The organism is Oscillibacter sp. 1-3 (assembly GCF_000403435.2).
Lineage (GTDB): Bacteria > Bacillota > Clostridia > Oscillospirales > Oscillospiraceae > Oscillibacter.
The window spans coordinates 623,985-640,381 of the sequence record NZ_KE159707.1; the positions used below are offsets into that span (position 1 = coordinate 623,985).

The 16,397-nt window shown below is 62.3% G+C and carries 13 protein-coding genes; 9 read left to right on the forward strand and 4 right to left on the reverse strand.

Annotation, left to right across the window (positions count from 1 at the left end):
• On the forward strand, positions 1-1,284 hold the full coding sequence (locus tag C816_RS21770) for a S1C family serine protease (protein WP_016322183.1): 1,284 nt from the start codon (positions 1-3) through the stop codon (positions 1,282-1,284).
• Positions 1,285-1,391: 107 nt separating this feature from the next.
• Entirely contained in the window at positions 1,392-2,012 is a 621-nt protein-coding gene (locus C816_RS09520; RefSeq protein ID WP_016322184.1) for an NUDIX hydrolase N-terminal domain-containing protein, read from the forward strand.
• A gap of 33 nt (positions 2,013-2,045) precedes the next feature.
• On the opposite strand, the gene C816_RS09525 is transcribed toward C816_RS09520, so the two are convergent.
• Complete coding sequence (locus C816_RS09525; protein WP_016322185.1) at positions 2,046-3,425, reverse strand: ROK family protein; 1,380 nt, start codon at positions 3,423-3,425, stop codon at positions 2,046-2,048.
• Positions 3,426-3,736: 311 nt separating this feature from the next.
• On the opposite strand from C816_RS09525, the gene C816_RS09530 reads away from it, so the two are divergent.
• The 5 genes from C816_RS09530 to C816_RS09550 all read left to right on the forward strand — a co-directional run bounded on the left by C816_RS09530 (position 3,737) and on the right by C816_RS09550 (position 10,268).
• The gene (locus C816_RS09530) at positions 3,737-4,759 is read left to right on the forward strand and encodes a DUF4340 domain-containing protein (RefSeq protein ID WP_016322186.1); all 1,023 of its coding nucleotides are present in this window, start codon (positions 3,737-3,739) and stop codon (positions 4,757-4,759) included.
• A gap of 19 nt (positions 4,760-4,778) precedes the next feature.
• Positions 4,779-5,456, forward strand: coding sequence for a response regulator transcription factor (locus C816_RS09535; protein ID WP_016322187.1), 678 nt, complete (start codon positions 4,779-4,781; stop codon positions 5,454-5,456).
• Between the two features lie 132 nt (positions 5,457-5,588).
• Positions 5,589-6,800, forward strand: coding sequence for a sensor histidine kinase (locus C816_RS09540; RefSeq protein ID WP_016322188.1), 1,212 nt, complete (start codon positions 5,589-5,591; stop codon positions 6,798-6,800).
• Between the two features lie 374 nt (positions 6,801-7,174).
• Positions 7,175-8,896, forward strand: coding sequence for an S-layer homology domain-containing protein (locus C816_RS09545; protein ID WP_016322189.1), 1,722 nt, complete (start codon positions 7,175-7,177; stop codon positions 8,894-8,896).
• 190 nt (positions 8,897-9,086) lie between these two features.
• Positions 9,087-10,268 (forward strand): MFS transporter, encoded by a 1,182-nt coding sequence (locus C816_RS09550; RefSeq protein WP_016322190.1) that lies wholly within the window; start codon positions 9,087-9,089, stop codon positions 10,266-10,268.
• Between the two features lie 91 nt (positions 10,269-10,359).
• Here C816_RS09550 and C816_RS09555 read toward each other — a convergent pair whose 3' ends face one another.
• Positions 10,360-12,279: an NAD(+) synthase gene (locus C816_RS09555; RefSeq protein WP_016322191.1), complete on the reverse strand. Its 1,920-nt coding sequence runs from the start codon at positions 12,277-12,279 to the stop codon at positions 10,360-10,362.
• A 173-nt stretch (positions 12,280-12,452) separates the two neighbouring features.
• Between C816_RS09555 and C816_RS23630 the strand changes: the two genes are divergently transcribed.
• Positions 12,453-12,722, forward strand: coding sequence for a hypothetical protein (locus C816_RS23630; protein ID WP_155978963.1), 270 nt, complete (start codon positions 12,453-12,455; stop codon positions 12,720-12,722).
• Between the two features lie 31 nt (positions 12,723-12,753).
• On the opposite strand, the gene rnhA is transcribed toward C816_RS23630, so the two are convergent.
• Entirely contained in the window at positions 12,754-13,191 is a 438-nt protein-coding gene (gene rnhA, locus C816_RS09560; RefSeq protein WP_016322192.1) for a ribonuclease HI, read from the reverse strand.
• 321 nt (positions 13,192-13,512) lie between these two features.
• Here rnhA and C816_RS09565 point away from each other — a divergent pair, with 321 nt between their 5' ends.
• Entirely contained in the window at positions 13,513-13,749 is a 237-nt protein-coding gene (locus C816_RS09565) for a helix-turn-helix domain-containing protein (RefSeq protein WP_040655154.1), read from the forward strand.
• A gap of 71 nt (positions 13,750-13,820) precedes the next feature.
• Here C816_RS09565 and gyrA read toward each other — a convergent pair whose 3' ends face one another.
• A complete protein-coding gene (gene gyrA, locus C816_RS09570) occupies positions 13,821-16,328 on the reverse strand; it encodes a DNA gyrase subunit A (protein ID WP_016322193.1) in 2,508 nt (835 codons plus the stop codon).
• Between the last annotated feature and the right edge of the window lie 69 nt (positions 16,329-16,397).

The following is a 16,397-nucleotide window of genomic DNA, read 5'->3' on the forward strand; positions in this document are numbered from 1 at the left end:
ATGGAAGAACAGGATCTGACCCGCCTCCCCGATGAGGTGGTGGAAAGCTACCGCCAGCCCCCGCCGGGGGAGGTGGTGGAGACATACAGCCGCCCCCTGCCGGGTGCGCCCAGGCGGGCGGCACGGCAGGACCCGCCCCGGGAGGCGGCGGCCCGGCGGCGCTCCAAAAAGGGGCTCTGGGTCTTTCTGGGCTGCTTTGCCCTGGCGGCGGCCCTGGCGGTGACGGCGGTCCTCTGGGACTGGTCCGCTCCCCGGCATACCCGGTTGGACCCCTTTGACTACGATTTCCGGGAGCCCGGAGACGACGCTGGCCCCCGGGAGATCTCCATTCCCGCCTGTTCTGCGGAAGAGGGCGTCTCTCTGCCGCTGGAGCGGGAGCACGGCGCCTCCCTCACCGCCCAGGAGGTCTACCGCCAGGTGAATCCGGCGGTGGTGGTGGTCCTGGCGGACCTGGGGGACGGCTCCGCCTCTGTGGGCACCGGCGTGCTCTTCACCCAGGACGGCTACCTCATCACCAACTACCATGTGGTGGAGGGCGGACAGGAGTGCACCGTCGCCCTGGACAGCGGACGGGGATATGAGGCAAAGTACGTAGCCGGGGACGTGGACAGCGATCTTGCGGTATTGAAGGTGGAGGGGCAGGATCTGCCCGCCGCCGTCTTCGGTGATTCCGACCTCCTCACGGTGGGAGACAAGGTGTACGCCATTGGAAACCCCCTGGGTGTGGAGCTGCGGGGAACGCTTACCGACGGCATCGTCTCCGCCATCGACCGGGACGTGGAGGTGGAGGGCCGCACCATGACGCTGCTCCAGACCAACGCGGCGCTGAACTCCGGCAACTCCGGCGGCCCTCTTATCAACGAGTACGGCCAGGTGGTGGGCATCAATACCATCAAAATGACCTCCCGCTACTCCAACATCGAGGGGCTGGGCTTTGCCATCCCCACGGCCTACATGGAGCGCATCGTCAACGACCTTCTCACCTACGGAAGCCTCCAGCCGGAGCCGGTGCTGGGCGTCACCGTCATCCAGGTGGCGGAACAGCTGGCGCCGGATGTCTGGGGCATTGAGGTGCAGTCCGTGACCAGAAACTCCCCCGCGGACAAGGCGGGGGTGCAGAAGGGGGACTATGTCCTCACCGCCGGCGGCAGGGTCATCAACTCCAGCCAGGACCTGCTGCGCGTCCGCCGCCAGCACCACTTGGGCGACGAGCTGCCCATGACGCTGTGGCGGGACGGGGAGATCATCGAGGTGACGCTGTCCCTGATGGAGCCGGCAGCCTAGAGCAGTTCCCCCAAATACTGAGAAACGCTAGTGGTCCGGGAACTGCTCCAGACCTTGTTTGAAAAATATCAAAACGCCCCCGCCGGAGGCTTGAGAGGAGAGACACCATGGACCGGACAAATCCCTGGCTCGACTGGGCGGTAGAACTCCAGGCCATGGCCCAGGCAGGCCTGCACTTCGGAACGGACCCCTACGGACGGGAGCGGTACGAGCGCATCCGCGCCATTGCCGCGGAGATGATAAGCCTCCAGGCGGACATCCCCCTGGAGAAGGCCCGGGACCTTTTCTGCTGCGAGACGGGCTACCAGACGCCCAAGCTGGACACGCGGGCCGCCATTTTCCAGGACGGGAAAATTCTGCTGGTGCGGGAGAACACCGGCAGATGGTCCCTGCCCGGGGGCTGGGTGGACGTGAATGTCTCCGTCAAGGAAAACGCGGTCAAGGAGGTACGGGAGGAGGCGGGGTTGGAGGTGACGGCGGACACCGTCATCGCCGTGCAGGACCGGGATAAGCATAACCGCCCCATCTACGCCTGGAAGGTCTGCAAGATCTTCGTCCTCTGCTCCCTGATCGGCGGGCATTTCACCCCCAATATCGAGACCACGGAGAGCGGGTATTTCGCCCTGGAGGACCTGCCGCCCCTGGCGGAGGAGAAGAACACCCGGGAGCAGGTGGAGATGTGCTTTGCCGCATACCGCGATAAGAACTGGAAAACGCTGATGGACTGACCATCAGCGTTTTCCTTCATTTCAGCAAATCGCCTATTTGATCTCCGGCAGGCTGGCGGCGGCCATGGACTGGCCCACCCGGCGGAACTTCTCGTCCGGCAGCTCCGGGACGATCTTCCCTGTCAGCTCCGGATACTCGTCCGCCAGCACCCTTTTGGCGGTGTCCAGAATCAGGTCTCCGCCCTTGCCGCTCATGACCCGGCCCAGCAGCAACACATGGCGGCAGCCGTAGAGCTCGTAGTAATACGCCAGGGTGTGGCCCAGGTACACGCCGATGGACTCGTAGACCTTGGCGGCCCGGGGATCGTCCCCGGCCATCAGCGCCTGAACGGCCTTCAGCTTCTCGGCGGGGGAGGCCCCCTCGTCCAGCTCGATTCCCGCCCGGGGGGCCAGCTTGATGACGCCGTCCTGGGAGAAGTACTTCACGCCGCAGCCGATGTCGCCGCTCCACTCGTCCCGCATGGCCTCGGGCTGGGCGTCCACGGGGACGAAGGCCAGCTCGTTGAGCCAGCCGGTGATCCGGCCCTCCTCGTCCACGTAGCCCACGGCCTCGCTGGTGCCCATGGCGATGCCCAGCACGCTGTTGTCGTTCAGGCTCATGGCCCCCGCCAGGGCGGACACGTCGCCGTCGTTGATGACGGAGTAGGGCACGTCGCCGAAGGTGTCGGTGATGGCCCGGATATAGATGTCCTTCACCTTCTTGTCGTAGAGGTCCTTGGGGACCTTCAAAAAGAGGGAGGCGTTCATGGTGCGGTTGTCGATGAACACGCCGGCGGAGGAGACCCCCACGGCGTCCACCCGGGGCATGTGCTCCGCGGCGGATTTCAGGGCGGATACGATGCCGTCGTAGTGGTAGTCCGGGTCGGCGTTGATCTTGGGGAACCAGACCACCTCCTCGGAGTAGACGGTCTCGCCGTCGATGACGGCGGACACCTTCCGGTCGGACCCGCCGGCGTCAAAGCCGATGCGGCAGCCCTTGAGGTGGCCGCCCATGGACTTGGGGGCGTCCTTGGCCTCCGGGATCTCGTCCACCAGCACCACCTCGAAGGGGTGCTCGAAGACGCTGGCCATGTAATCCCAGTCAAACTCCTGCCTGCCTCCGGCACAGTAGACGGACTGGAGGTATTTGCACACCCCCTCGTCTCCGCTGACGTAGACCTTGAAGCCGCCCTTCATCCAGAGGATGGTCTTCACGATCCGCTCGATGTAGTAGTGGTCCGCCTCCGCCATCTCGGGGGTGCCGTGAATGAACGTGCGGCAGGAGGCCATCTGGCCGCCGGCCCGCTCCACGGCGATGCCCACCGGCTTTTTCGCCCCCGCCAGGAAGGCGCGGTTGAAGCGCATGAGAGGGATAAAGTCCGGGTCCAGGACAGGGGTATTTTTCAGTTCCACGTTGATGCCAAATCGGTTCATAGCGTTTCTCCTTCATCCAACAAATTCACAAGCGGGACAAGTAAGAATGATTGTACCATGAATTTCCACAAGATTCAATTCACAATCGTCCGCAAATCTGTAAATTTGTACCACAGAAACCCTGTTTTTTCATGATGAGCGGCATCATATCCCTCCAACTTCGCAAATTGTCTTGTTGGAAGGCGCACAATATGGTATAATGATAAAATATCTTTGATATTTGCCTGAACACTCAAAGCGTATGCGGCATCCTGCGCCGGCGTCCTATCCGCCGCGCATTCCGCAAAGAATAACAGGAGGAATCTCTCTATATGGAAATGGATTGGAGACAGAGGCGGACCGTTACGATTCTCACCACCGTTTTGCTGACCCTGCTGGCGGCGGTGCTGATCGTCCTGGGCATTCGGTACCGGGAAAACCGCGAAGAGACGCCGGAGGACGGCGAACCCGCGGCGGCGGCCTCCATGACCGTGGAGGGCTACTCCGCCCTGATTTACAGCAATGGCAGCTCCACGCTGTCCTTCATCGTGGAGGAGGACGGGAACTGGGCCTGGGAGAACGACCCCAAGTTCCCCCTGCGGCAGGAGACCATCAACTCCATTCTGGCGCTGCTGATCAACTGGCGGCCCCAGCAGACCCTGGCCGCAGAGGAGGAATTGAGCGCCTACGGCCTGGACGAGCCCGCCGGCTCTCTGACCCTCACCGGGGCGGACGGCTCCGTCCGGGCGCTGTCCTTCGGTAAGACCACCACCGACGGCGCCAGCCGCTATGTGATGGAGCAGAACGACCCCTCCACGGTGTACATCATCGCGGACACGCTGTTCACCCAGATGAGCGTGCCCATCTACGATATGTGCGACTTGCCCCTCCTGCCGCTGCTGGAGGAGTTCTCCATCCGCTCCATTCTGATCCGTGGCCCGGAGAATGAGGACGGCACCCCCGCCCTGCTCACCATCCTCACCACCGCCAAGAGGGACGGCGAGGACGGCCCCGTCACCTGGCTCCAGGGCAGCGAGAACGTCACCGCCAACGAGACGGTCCGGGCCCTGCTGGAGGACATCCGGGCCCTGGTTTTCACCAAGTGCGTGGACTACGACCCCTCTGACGAGGCCCTGTCCATCTGCGGCTTTGACACGCCTCCCGCCGCCCTCACCGTCAACTACACCACGAGCACCGGTACGGACGAAACCCTGTCCCTGACCATTGGCGCCCCGGTGCTGGACGGCTCCGGCCGGTATGTATGCCTGGGTGACAGCTCCACAATCTACTCCCTGCCCACCGCCGTCCTGGACCCGCTGATGCGGGTGGCGGCCAACGGGCTGGACATCACCTGACTGTAAGGAGGATTCTCCCATGCGCGTACTGGTGGTAGAAGACGAGGCCCGCCTGGCCGATACCCTCCGGGATCTGCTGGAGATGGACGGCTCCGCCGTCGATGTGTGCCACGACGGGGAGTCCGGGCTGGACAACGCCCTCAGCGGCATCTACGACGTGGTGCTGCTGGACGTGATGCTGCCCCGGATGGACGGTCTCACGGTGCTGCGCCGCCTGCGGGAGTCCCGCAGCGCCGTGCCGGTGCTGATGCTCACCGCCCGCTCGGAGCTCTCGGACCGGGTGGCGGGGCTGGACGGCGGCGCGGACTACTATCTCACCAAGCCCTTCGAGCCCAAGGAGCTGCTGGCCTGCGTCCGGGCCCTGGCCCGGCGGCAGCCGGAGCTCCGGGGCGGAGACGCCCTGGCCTTCGGGGATCTCCGGCTGGAGAAGAGCTCCTTCACCCTGTCCTGCGACGAAAGGTCCGTCCGCCTCAGCCGCAAGGAGTTTGACATCATGGAGCTGCTGATGCTGAACCGGCGGCAGATCCTGACCAAGGAGAGCCTGCTCTTGAAGATCTGGGGCTACGAATCCGACGCGGAGGACAACAATGTGGAGGTCTACATCTCCTTTCTGCGGAAGAAGCTGAACCACCTCCGCTCTCAGGTGAAGATCCGGACCATCCGCATGGTGGGATACTGTCTGGAGGGCGGGGAATAGATCCCGCCCCCCTTGCGTTTCCCCCGCATTCTCCGCGCCCTCTTTGGTTCTGTCTGTTCATTTTTCCACAAGCTGAGGGCGGGGGACAATCCCCGCCCTTCTGCAATCTTTTGAGAAAGGGGAGACGGCGCCTTGATCCGAAAACTGCGGCTGAAATTTGTGGCCATCTGCATGCTTCTGGTCACCGCCATTCTGGCGGTGGTCTTCCTCTCCGTGTATTTTGCCATGCAGCGCAATATCGAGGACCTGAGCCGCCAGCTGCTCCACCGGGTGATCCAGCAGGACGATCCCCGCCGCCCGGAGATCGCCATCTCCCTGGACCGGGACCGGCTGGTCTACCTGCCTTACTTCACCGTGAACGTCTGGGGCTCCACCGCCTACGTCACCGGCGGCACTTACACCGATCTGGAGAACACGGAGGAGCTGGCCGCCATTCTCACCGACTGCCTGAGCCAGAACCTGCAGGAGGGCGTCGTCCAGGACTACCATCTGCGCTACCTGCGCAGAAGCAACGGCCTCTATGAGAAGCTGGCCTTTGTGGACATGTCCATGGAGCAGGCCATGCTCCGGGAGATGATGGGCAGCTATCTCTTCATCGGCGCCGCCGCCCTTTTGCTGCTGCTGGCCGCGGCAGTGCTACTGTCCTGGTGGGCCACCCGCCCGGTGGAGCGGGCCTGGCGCCAGCAGCGCCAGTTTCTCTCCGACGCCTCTCACGAGCTGAAAACGCCTCTCACCGTCATCCTCTCCAACGCGGAGATGCTGGATGCCTCCCCCCTGGAGGACCGCCCCGCCCGCTGGGCGGACAACATCCGCTCCGAGGCCCGGCGGATGAGGCAGCTGGTGGAGGAGATGCTGACTCTGGCCCGGGCGGACAGCATGACCGCCTCCGCCGTCCTGGGGGACGTGTCCCTCTCCGAGGCGGCGGAGGACTGCGCCCTGGCCTTTGAGCCGGTGGCCTTTGAGGCGGGAAAGCGCCTGGAGTACCGTCTGACGGAGGCCGTCTCTGTACTGGGAGACGGGGAGAAGCTGCGGCGGCTGGTCTCCATTCTGCTGGACAACGCCATCAAATACGGAGTCCCCGGCGGCGCGGTTTCCCTGACCCTGGAGCGGCGGGAGCGGCAGGCGGCGCTGACTGTCTCAAACCCCGGGGAGATCCCGGCAGAGCAGCTGCCGCGCCTCTTTGAGCGGTTCTACCGGGCGGACGCCTCCCGGGGAGAGCAGAGCGGCTTCGGCCTAGGGCTCAGCATTGCCGACACCATCGCCCGGGAGCACAAGGGCGCCCTGCGGGTCGAGAGCGGCAGGGGCGAGACCCGGTTTGTCTTTACCATGCCGCTGAAACGGTAGAGAGGCGGCTCCGGGGATCTCCGCCGGCGTCGGGATTGTTCTTTTCGCAGATTTTATGTAGGGGCCGGGCTCTGTCCCGGCCCGTCCGCCGGAAAATAGGCACTTTCGAGAAACCCGGCGTTTTGGGAAAACGGTCACTTTGGGAAATCGGTCAGCTCCAAGAAAATAGGCGGTTTTAAGAAATTGGGCGGTTCCGAAAAAACGGGCGGGGACAGAGCCCCGCCCCTACAGAGCTGTAGCCGCAAAACCAAAATCGGGGATGATAAAATGCCCGGCTGGCCGCTTTCGTGTCCTTTTCTTTCTTGACAGCGGGTTTTATTTGTGCTATTGTACCATTGTATTAGTCCTATAACACAAAAGGAGCGAAGCGTATCATGAAAGCGGTCAAACAGTTTTTGCGGCGGGGAGCCGCGTCATTTCTGGCGGCGGCGCTGCTGTGCACCGCCGTCCTGGCGGCGGAGACGGAGAAGACGAAGGCAGAACAGCGCCGGGAGGATCTGGAGTTTCTCTACCAGACCGTGCTGGTGGAAAACCACCCGGACGTCTTTGCCAACACGCCGGAATCGGAATTTCTGACGCTGAAGCAGGACATTGAGTCCCGGCTGGAGACAGAGAGCGACGTGGAGTTTCTCCTGGATCTCATACGCCTGACGGCCCTGGTGGGGGACTCCCACACCATGATCTCCGTAGGCGGCGCGGCGGAGTTCCGGTGCTATCCCTTCTCCCTGATTCTGCGGGACGGCGGCTGGTATCTCTCCACGCTTCCGGCGGCGGAGCAGTCCAGCCTGGGGAAGCGGGTCGCCGCCATCAACGGCCTATCCATGGAGAAGGTTTTGGAGGCCTTCGCCCCGCTGCTTCCCGCCGACAATCCGGTGATGCTGGCCCGGCGGTTCCGGCAGGACTGCCAGATCGCCGACATCTACGAGTACCTGGGTCTGGCAAAGGCCGGAGAGGCCCTGACGCTGACCCTGGAGGGCGGGAGAAAGCTGGCGCTGGAGCCGGTTTCCTACGCCGCTCTGCAGGAGGCGGAGCTTGCTTATCTCTCGGATCGGATCACCAAAGCCCCCGCCACTGCGGCGGCGGACGCCTACTACTTCGCAAAGCCTCTGAACCAAAATACCTACTACATCCAGTACAATACCTGCCAGGAGGCGGAGGACCTGTCCATGGAGGACTTTGCCGCCCTGGTCCAGGCGGACCTGGACGCCGGAAGCTATGACCGGGTCCTGCTGGACCTGCGGAACAACGGCGGCGGCTCCGACGGCGTCGTCTGGCCCCTGCTGGAGGTCCTCCGGTCCTCCATGGACCGGGGCTGCGAGCTGGTGGGCCTTATCGGCCCCGCCACTTTCTCCTCCGCCCTCATCAACGCCGTGGAGATTCAGGAGATGGGCGGCGTGCTGGCGGGGGAGAGCGCCGGCGGCAGCGTCAGCCACTTCGGGGCGGTGCAGGGCTTCTCTCTTCCCAACTGCGGCGCTCGGGGACAGCTGTCCTCCAAGTATATCGACCTGAACACCCTGCTGGACGCCGGAGCGGGCCGGGGCGTGACGGCTCTGGAGCCGGATGTGTCCCTCCCCCAGACCCTGGCGGACACACTGAACGGGCGGGACACCGCCGTAGAGTGGCTGCTGGCCCACCGGGAGAAGCTGGCGCAGAAGGCGTATCCGGACGCGCCGCTGACCCGGGGCCGCTTCATTGGGCAGCTGTACGAGGCCGCGGGCAGTCCCGCTGTAGACGGGGAACTGCCGCCCTTCCAGGACAGCTTCGGCATTGAGTGGTTTCTGCCCGCTTTGACCTGGGCCAAGGGAGCCGGGATCGCCAACGGCGCGGCGGACGGAACCTTCTCCGCCGCCCGCTCCATCACCTGGCAGGAGGCGGCGGTGTTCCTCACCCGGGCCGCGGGGGAGGACAAGGTCCCCAATCCGGCGGCAGACCGCCGGGGCCCCCTGCCCGCCGCCCTGGCGGAGGGCGGTCATCGGGATGCGGTGACCCGGGCCTGGGACCTGGGTCTTCTCCCGGAGCAGGCGGACTTTACCAAGACCCCCACCCGGGCCCAGGGGCTGGAGATGGCAAAGGCCCTCTCCGCACTTTTGAAATAAGGCGCGGCGCCGCCGGTCCCAGCTGGGAACCGGCGGCGCGTTTCTCTGCTCTCCGGCGGATTTTCACAGGTCAATTGCCTGAACTGTTGGATTTTCCGGCGGAACATCCCTGTCAATTTGGCGTTTTTATCCTATTCAACCGGCTGTGGCGCGTGTTATAATCCCTCCAGCAAACAAGGAGGAATCGTTGATGATACATTTCTTATTGGCAGTGATCTATCTCTCTTTCATCAGCCTGGGCCTGCCGGACGCCCTGCTGGGGTCGGCGTGGCCCTCCATGTACGGCACCTTTGGCGTGCCCGTGTCCTACGCGGGCATCATCTCCATGATTATCGCCCTGGGAACCGTTGTCTCCAGCCTCCAGAGCGACCGGCTCACCCGGCGGCTGGGCACCGGGCGGGTGACAGCCGTCAGTGTGGCCGTCACTGCTGCCGCTCTGCTGGGTTTTTCCCTCAGCGGCTCCTTCTGGGCGCTGTGCCTGTGGGCCGTGCCCTACGGCCTGGGGGCCGGCAGTGTGGACGCCTCCCTGAATAACTACGTGGCCCTGCACTACGCCAGCCGCCACATGAGCTGGCTCCATTGCATGTGGGGGATCGGCGCCTCCATCGGGCCCTATATCATGGGTATGGCGCTCACCGGAGGCTGCGGCTGGCATATGGGCTACCGGGCCGTCGCCCTGCTTCAGGCCGCTCTCACTGCCGTACTGGTTCTGAGCCTGCCCCTCTGGAAGAAGCGGACGGAGCCCGACAGCAGGACGGAGAGCGGCGCGCCGGACCGCCCCCTCTCCCTGGGACAGGTTCTCCGCCTCCCGGGCGCACCGGAGGTCATGGCCGCCTTTTTCTGCTACTGCGCCATTGAGCAGACCATCGGCCTGTGGGCCAGCAGCTACCTGGTGCTGCACCTGGGTCTGTCCTCCGAGGCGGCGGCGGGCTTTGCCAGCCTGTTTTTTCTGGGCGTCACCGCAGGGAGGGGGGCCAGCGGCTTTTTGACCCTGCGGCTCAGCGACACGCAGATGGTCCGCTTGGGACTGGCCATTCTGGCGGCGGGTCTGGCGGTGCTGCTGCTGCCTCTTGGAACAGGCTCCGCCCTGACGGCGCTGCTGCTGGCAGGTCTTGGATGCGCCCCGGTCTATCCCTGCCTGATCCACTCCACACCCGAGCACTTTGGGGCGGAGCGCTCCCAGGCGGTCATCGGCGTGCAGATGGCAAGCGCCTATGTGGGCACCTGCCTGATGCCCTTTCTCTTCGGGCTGATTGCCAATCATCTCAGCGCGGCGCTGTTTCCCTTCTATCTGGCCGCGCTGACGTTGGTTATGTCGGTGATGCACCGAAGGCTGGTTCGTATTTCCCATCCTGGAAATGGGGGGAATTGATTCCTTTGGAATCCGCCCCACGGGGGCGGGACGGGGGAATCCGGCCACGGGGCGGGGACGGGAGAGACCGCCCTTCGGGCGGGGGCGGTTATTACCCCAATCCCTCCAGCTCCGCCTGCCACAGCGCCCAATTGGCATCACTGGGCATCCGCCAGTCTCCCCGGGGGGAGAGCGCCACAGACCCCACCTTGGGGCCGTCTGGCAGACAGCTCCGCTTGAACTGCTGGGAGAAGAACCGGCGGTAAAACGCCTTCATCCATTTCAAAATCACATCCCGGCTGTACTTATTCTCCAAAGCATACAGCGCCAGACGGTAGATCTTGCCGGGGGAGAACCCCCAGCGGAGCATATAATACAGGAAAAAGTCATGGAGCTCGTAGGGCCCCACCAGATCCTCCGTCCGCTGGCTGATCTGCCCCTGGACGGCGGGCAGCAGCTCCGGGGAGACGGGCGTATCCAGAATATCCTCCAGCACGTCGTGGAGCGCCTCGTCCTTGCCGGCGTTGTCCCGGGCCAGGTGGGCCACCAGATGCCGCACCAGCGTCTTGGGAATGGAGGCGTTGACGGCGTACATGCTCATGTGGTCGCCATTGTAGGTACACCAGCCCAGGGCCAGCTCGCTGAGGTCCCCGGTTCCGATGACAAGGCCGCCGGTCTGGTTGGCGATGTCCATCAGCACCTGGGTCCGCTCCCGGGCCTGGGCGTTTTCATAGGTGACGTCGTGGTTCTCCGGGTCCTGGCCGATGTCCCGGAAGTGACTGCGGACGCTGGCGGCGATGTCCACGGTTTTCAGCGCCGTCCCCAGCTTCTCCGCCAGGATAAGCGCGTTGTTCCGGGTACGTTCCGTGGTGCCGAAACAGGGCATGGTCACGGCGATGATGTCCGTCATGGGCCGGTCCAGCATGTTCATGGCAAGACCGGTAATCAGCACCGCCAAGGTGGAGTCCAGCCCGCCGGAAAGGCCCACCACGGCAGTCTTTGCTCCGGTATGCTCCAGCCGCTGCTTCAATCCCAGAGAGGCGATCAGCAAAATCTCCCGGCATCGGGCGTCCCGCTCTTCCTTCCCCTCGGGTACAAAGGGCATGGGGGAGATGTAGCGGGTCAGCTTTGTACCGGACTCCGTCAGGGAGAAGGAACTGAAATTTCTTCTCTTGGCATCCGCCTCCCTCAGGGCCTGGGTCCGGCGGCGCTCATAGGCACAGCGCCGGATGTCGATTTCGGAAATCAAAAGCCCGCCGTCAAAGCGGCGCTCCGCCAGCATCGTTCCATTCTCGGCAATCAGCTGGTGTGCGCCGAACACCAGGTCGGAGGTGGACTCCCCCGCCCCGGCGCTGGAGTAGAGGTATCCGCACATGAGCTTTGCGCTCTGCATGGAAACCAGCTGCCGCCGGTAGGCGTCCTTGCCTACGACATCGTTGCTGGCTGAGAGGTTGCCGATGATAGCGGCTCCGTTCCGAGCCATCAAAATCGAGGGGGACTCCGGAGACCACAGGTCCTCGCAGATCTCAAAGCCCAGCGTCAGGCCCGGAATGTTCCCGCATTCAAATACCTGCCCGGCGGCAAAGGGAACAGACTTCTGTCCGCAGAGATCGATGAATTCCACCTCCGCCGGAGCCGGGGCAAACCAGCGTTTTTCGTAGAATTCCCCATAATTTGGAAGATAGGTCTTGGGGACGACGCCCAGAATCTGTCCTTTTTGTATAATAGCCGCACAGTTATACAGTTTGTCATTCACCCGCAGAGGCAGACCCGCCGCCGTCACCACTTCCAGGTTCCGGGTGGCCTCCAGCACGGTGGAGAGGGCCTGTTCCGCTCCCCGCAGCAGGGTCTCCTGGTAAAAAAGGTCCCCGCAGGTATAGCCGGTCAGGCCCAGCTCCGGCAGCACCAGCACCTTGACGCTGGCCTTTTCCGCCGCGCGCATCATGGTGAACGTCTGCTCCGCGTTATAGTCGCAGTCCGCCAGCCGCAGCTTCGGCGCGCCGCAGGCAGCGGCAATAAATCCATCCTTCATCTGCAAAACCTCCTGTTGAACGTAAGAATCTCGGATTGGGCCCTGTTTGATAAATGGCAAGATGCGGAGCGGCGGAAAAAGCTCCGTCGTTTGTCCGTTTTGACATTTTTCAAACATGGTCAGTAATCTTTATGGCCTAAAAAACACGTATGGATTTGCTCAGAGATTCCTGTATGATTGATCGGATGTATTTTACACCTTCTGCCGCCATTTTACAAAAGATATTTTCAAATGGTGCTGCATCATCTGGAAAAGTTGAGCATTTTGCCATTTATCAAACAAGTCCTGGCGTGCATACGAATATTGATACAAAAAAGACCGCCGGAAGGCGGTCCTTTTTGCTGTGTGTGTTTAGGAGGGAGAAAACGCATCGGGCTGGGAAAACCCTTTGCTTGATTCTTAAGATACCCCAGAAACATGACAAAATTGTGTTATTCTTATGAACGAATTGTAAATGTTATCCTTTTTTCGGCATCACTTGTACTTCTGACTCTCCGCCACGGCCAGCTGGTCGCAGCGGTTATTATACTCGTTCTCCGCGTGGCCCTTGACCCAGTGGTAGCGCAGGGTGTGGATCTCCTCCAGCTCCAGCAGGCGGCCCCAGAGGTCCGGGTTCAGCGCGGGCTTTTTGTCGGACTTCACCCAGCCCCGTCTCTGCCAGCCCCGGGCCCAGCCCTTTTCCAGCCCGTCGATGACGTACTTGGAATCGGACCATAGGTCCACGACGCAGGGCTCTTTCAGCAGGGAGAGGGCCTGGATGACGGCGGTCAGCTCCATGCGGTTGTTGGTGGTATCCGGTTCGCCGCCGGAGAGCTCCCGTTTATGGGCGCCGTACATCAATATGGCGCCCCAGCCGCCGGGTCCGGGGTTGCCGGAGCAGGCCCCGTCGGTGTAAATGGTAACTGTTTTCATTTTCTTCCGCCTCCATATCTTCCGCATTTTCTCAAAGAGGCGTCTCTCAAAGGAGAGAATCGTATCGGCCGCCCTCTCTCCTGCCAACAGGTACCGCCTCGGGTAACGTATTAGCATGATACTGTAAATGAGGCAAAAAGGCAATAACTTTATCACCAGAACCAGGGCAAGAAAAATTTTCAGCAAACGCACAACACCACCCCACAAGTGGTATTATAGCATGTTCTATTCTTAAATAAACACTATTTGTTTGTATTTACACTTTTTCCGTTTGCTAACTTTTCTGTTCCGCCTGTTTAGAATATTCGCAGGGGTGATTCTGTGAATATCCGTCATTACAAAGAGTGGATTAAAATTGGATTAAACATTCTGTATTATCGAAAAGAACAGCGTTTGACGCAGGAACAGCTTGCTGACGCCTGTGGTGAGGATGGAATCAGCCGCAATTATATTCAACGAATTGAAACAGGTGTAAGCTCATGCAGTTTGGATACATTGATCGACATTGCGGAGGCCCTGAACATCCCCCTATACAAGCTCTTTGAGTTCAAAGAATGAGGACGTGGATTTCTCCACGTCCTCTTTTTCGAATATTTTCCACAGACCTGCCGGCCTGGAACCGTCCGCGGTTACTCCATGCTCTCCTCCGTCTGGACGGTCTCGCCGCTCTCCTCCCGCTCCGTCAGGGCCATGGAGATCACCCGGTCTCCCTCTTCCTTAAACCGCATGACAATCACTCCCTGTGTGGCCCGCCCCGCCAGGCGGATGCTCTCCACATGGGTGCGGATCAGAATACCGGTCTGGGTCATCAGCAGCAGGTCCTCGCTGCCGTCCACCACCTTGATTCCAACCACCGCCCCGGTCTTGTCGGTAATCATATAGTTCTTAATGCCGACGCCGCCCCGGTTGGTGATCCGGTACTCCTCCACCGGCGTGCGCTTGCCGTAGCCCCGCTCGGTGATGGAGAGGACCTCATGCCCCGGCTTGGCCCGGGCGGCGCCTACCACGTAGTCCCCCTCCCGCAGGCGGATGCCCCGCACGCCCATGGCCTCCCGGCCCATGGGCCGCACGTCGGTCTCGTCGAAGCAGACCGCAAGGCCGTCGTGGGTGGCAATCAGGATCTTCTGCTCCCCGTCGGTCTCCCGGACGGTAATCAGCCGGTCTCCCTCGTCCATCCGCAGGGCCCGCAGGCCGTTATTGCGCAGGTTTTTCAGGGTATTGGCCGGCAGGCGCTTCACGGTGCCGTTCCGGGTGACCATGAAGAGGAACCGCCCGTCGTCCTCGATGGAGCGGGTGTGGATCATGGTCTGAACCCGCTCGCCCTGCTCCACCTGGAGAATGTTGACGATGTTGGTCCCCTTGGCGGTCTTGCCGGACTCGGGAATCTGGTAGCCCTTCTTGCGGTAGACCTTGCCGCTGTCCGTAAAGAAGAGGATATAGTCGTGGGTGGAGGCGGTGAACACATCCTCCACCACGTCCTCCTCCCGGGTGGTGATGCCCTTTTTCCCCATGCCGCCCTTGGACTGGGCGGTGTACTCGCTGACGGGGGTGCGCTTGATGTAACCCGCCTGGGTCAGGGTGAAGACGCACTCCTCCTCCTCGATCAGGTCCTCGATGTCGATCTCGTCCTCCACGTCCTGAATCTCCGTCACCCGGCCGTCGCCGTACTTGTCGGCGATGGCGGTGAGCTCCTCCTTGAGGATCTGGCGGACCAGGCTGTTGTCGGAGAGGATGCGGTTGAAATAGGCGATCCGCTCCTCCAGCTCCTTGTACTCGTTCTCCAGCTTCTCCCGGTTCAGGCCCTGGAGGGCGATGAGGCGCATGTCGCAAATGGCCTGGGCCTGAATGTCGTCCAGTCCGAATCGGTTCATCAGGTTTTCCTTGGCGTTGTCGTAGCTGGTGCGGATGATCTTGACCACTTCGTCAATGTGATCCTGGGCAATCAGCAATCCCTCCAGCAGGTGGGCCCGCTCCTGGGCCTTGCGCAGGTCGAATTTCGTCCGCCGGACGATGACCTCTTCCTGGAAGTTCAGATACTCGTCAATGATGTGCCGCAGGGAAAGGATCTTGGGCTGGGGCTGGCCGTTCACCTGCACCAGGGCCAGCATATTGATGGCAAAGGTGGTCTGGAGTTGGGTCTGGCTGAACAGGCGGTTCAGCACTACCTGGGGATTGGCGTCCCGCTTCAGCTCGATGACAATGCGCATGCCGTTGCGGTCGGACTCGTCCCGGATGTCGGAAATGCCCTCCAGGCGCTTGTCCTCCACCTGGTCCGCCATATTCTTAATCAGCATCCGCTTGTTCACCTGGTAGGGGATCTCGGTGATGATGATGCGGGTGCGGTCCTTGCCGAACTCCTCGAAATCGTGCCGCGCCCGGACCATGAGACGGCCCCGGCCGGTGGCGTAGGCCGCCCGGATGCCGGACCGGCCCATGATGATGCCCCTGGTGGGGAAGTCCGGCCCCTTCACGTGCTCCATCAGGTCCGCCAGGGTGGCCTCGGGGTTGTCCAGCACGCACAGACACGCGCCGATAACCTCCCGCAGGTTGTGGGGGGGGATGTTGGTGGCCATGCCCACGGCGATGCCGCTGGAGCCGTTGACCAGCAGATTGGGGAAGCGGGAGGGCAGCACCTGGGGCTCCTGACGGCTCTCGTCAAAGTTGGGGTCCCAGTCCACCGTCTCCTTTTCGATGTCCCGCAGCATCTCGTCGGAGATCCTGGCAAGGCGGGCCTCGGTGTACCGGTAGGCGGCCGGGGGATCGCCATCCACGGAGCCGAAGTTGCCGTGGCCGTCCACCAGCATGTAGCGCATGGAGAAATCCTGGGCCAGACGGACCAGGGCGTCATAGACGCTGGCGTCGCCGTGGGGGTGGTACCGTCCCAGCACGTCGCCCACGCAGGTGGCGGATTTCTTAAAGGGCTTGTCGCTGGTCAGGTTGTCCTCGTACATGGCGTAGAGGATGCGCCGGTGGACGGGCTTGAGGCCGTCCCGCACGTCCGGCAGCGCCCGGCCCTTGATGACGGACATGGCGTACTCAATATAGGACTTCTTCATCTCCGGCACCAGGGGGGACTCCACAATCTTCTGTTCCGGATAGCGGATCTCCTCGGGGTCGTATTGGGGTTTCTTAGACATTTCATTCCTCCCTGGAGAAGAGCGGGGAGCTTTTGCTCACCACCCCTCTCTCTAAAAATCTTCACTCTC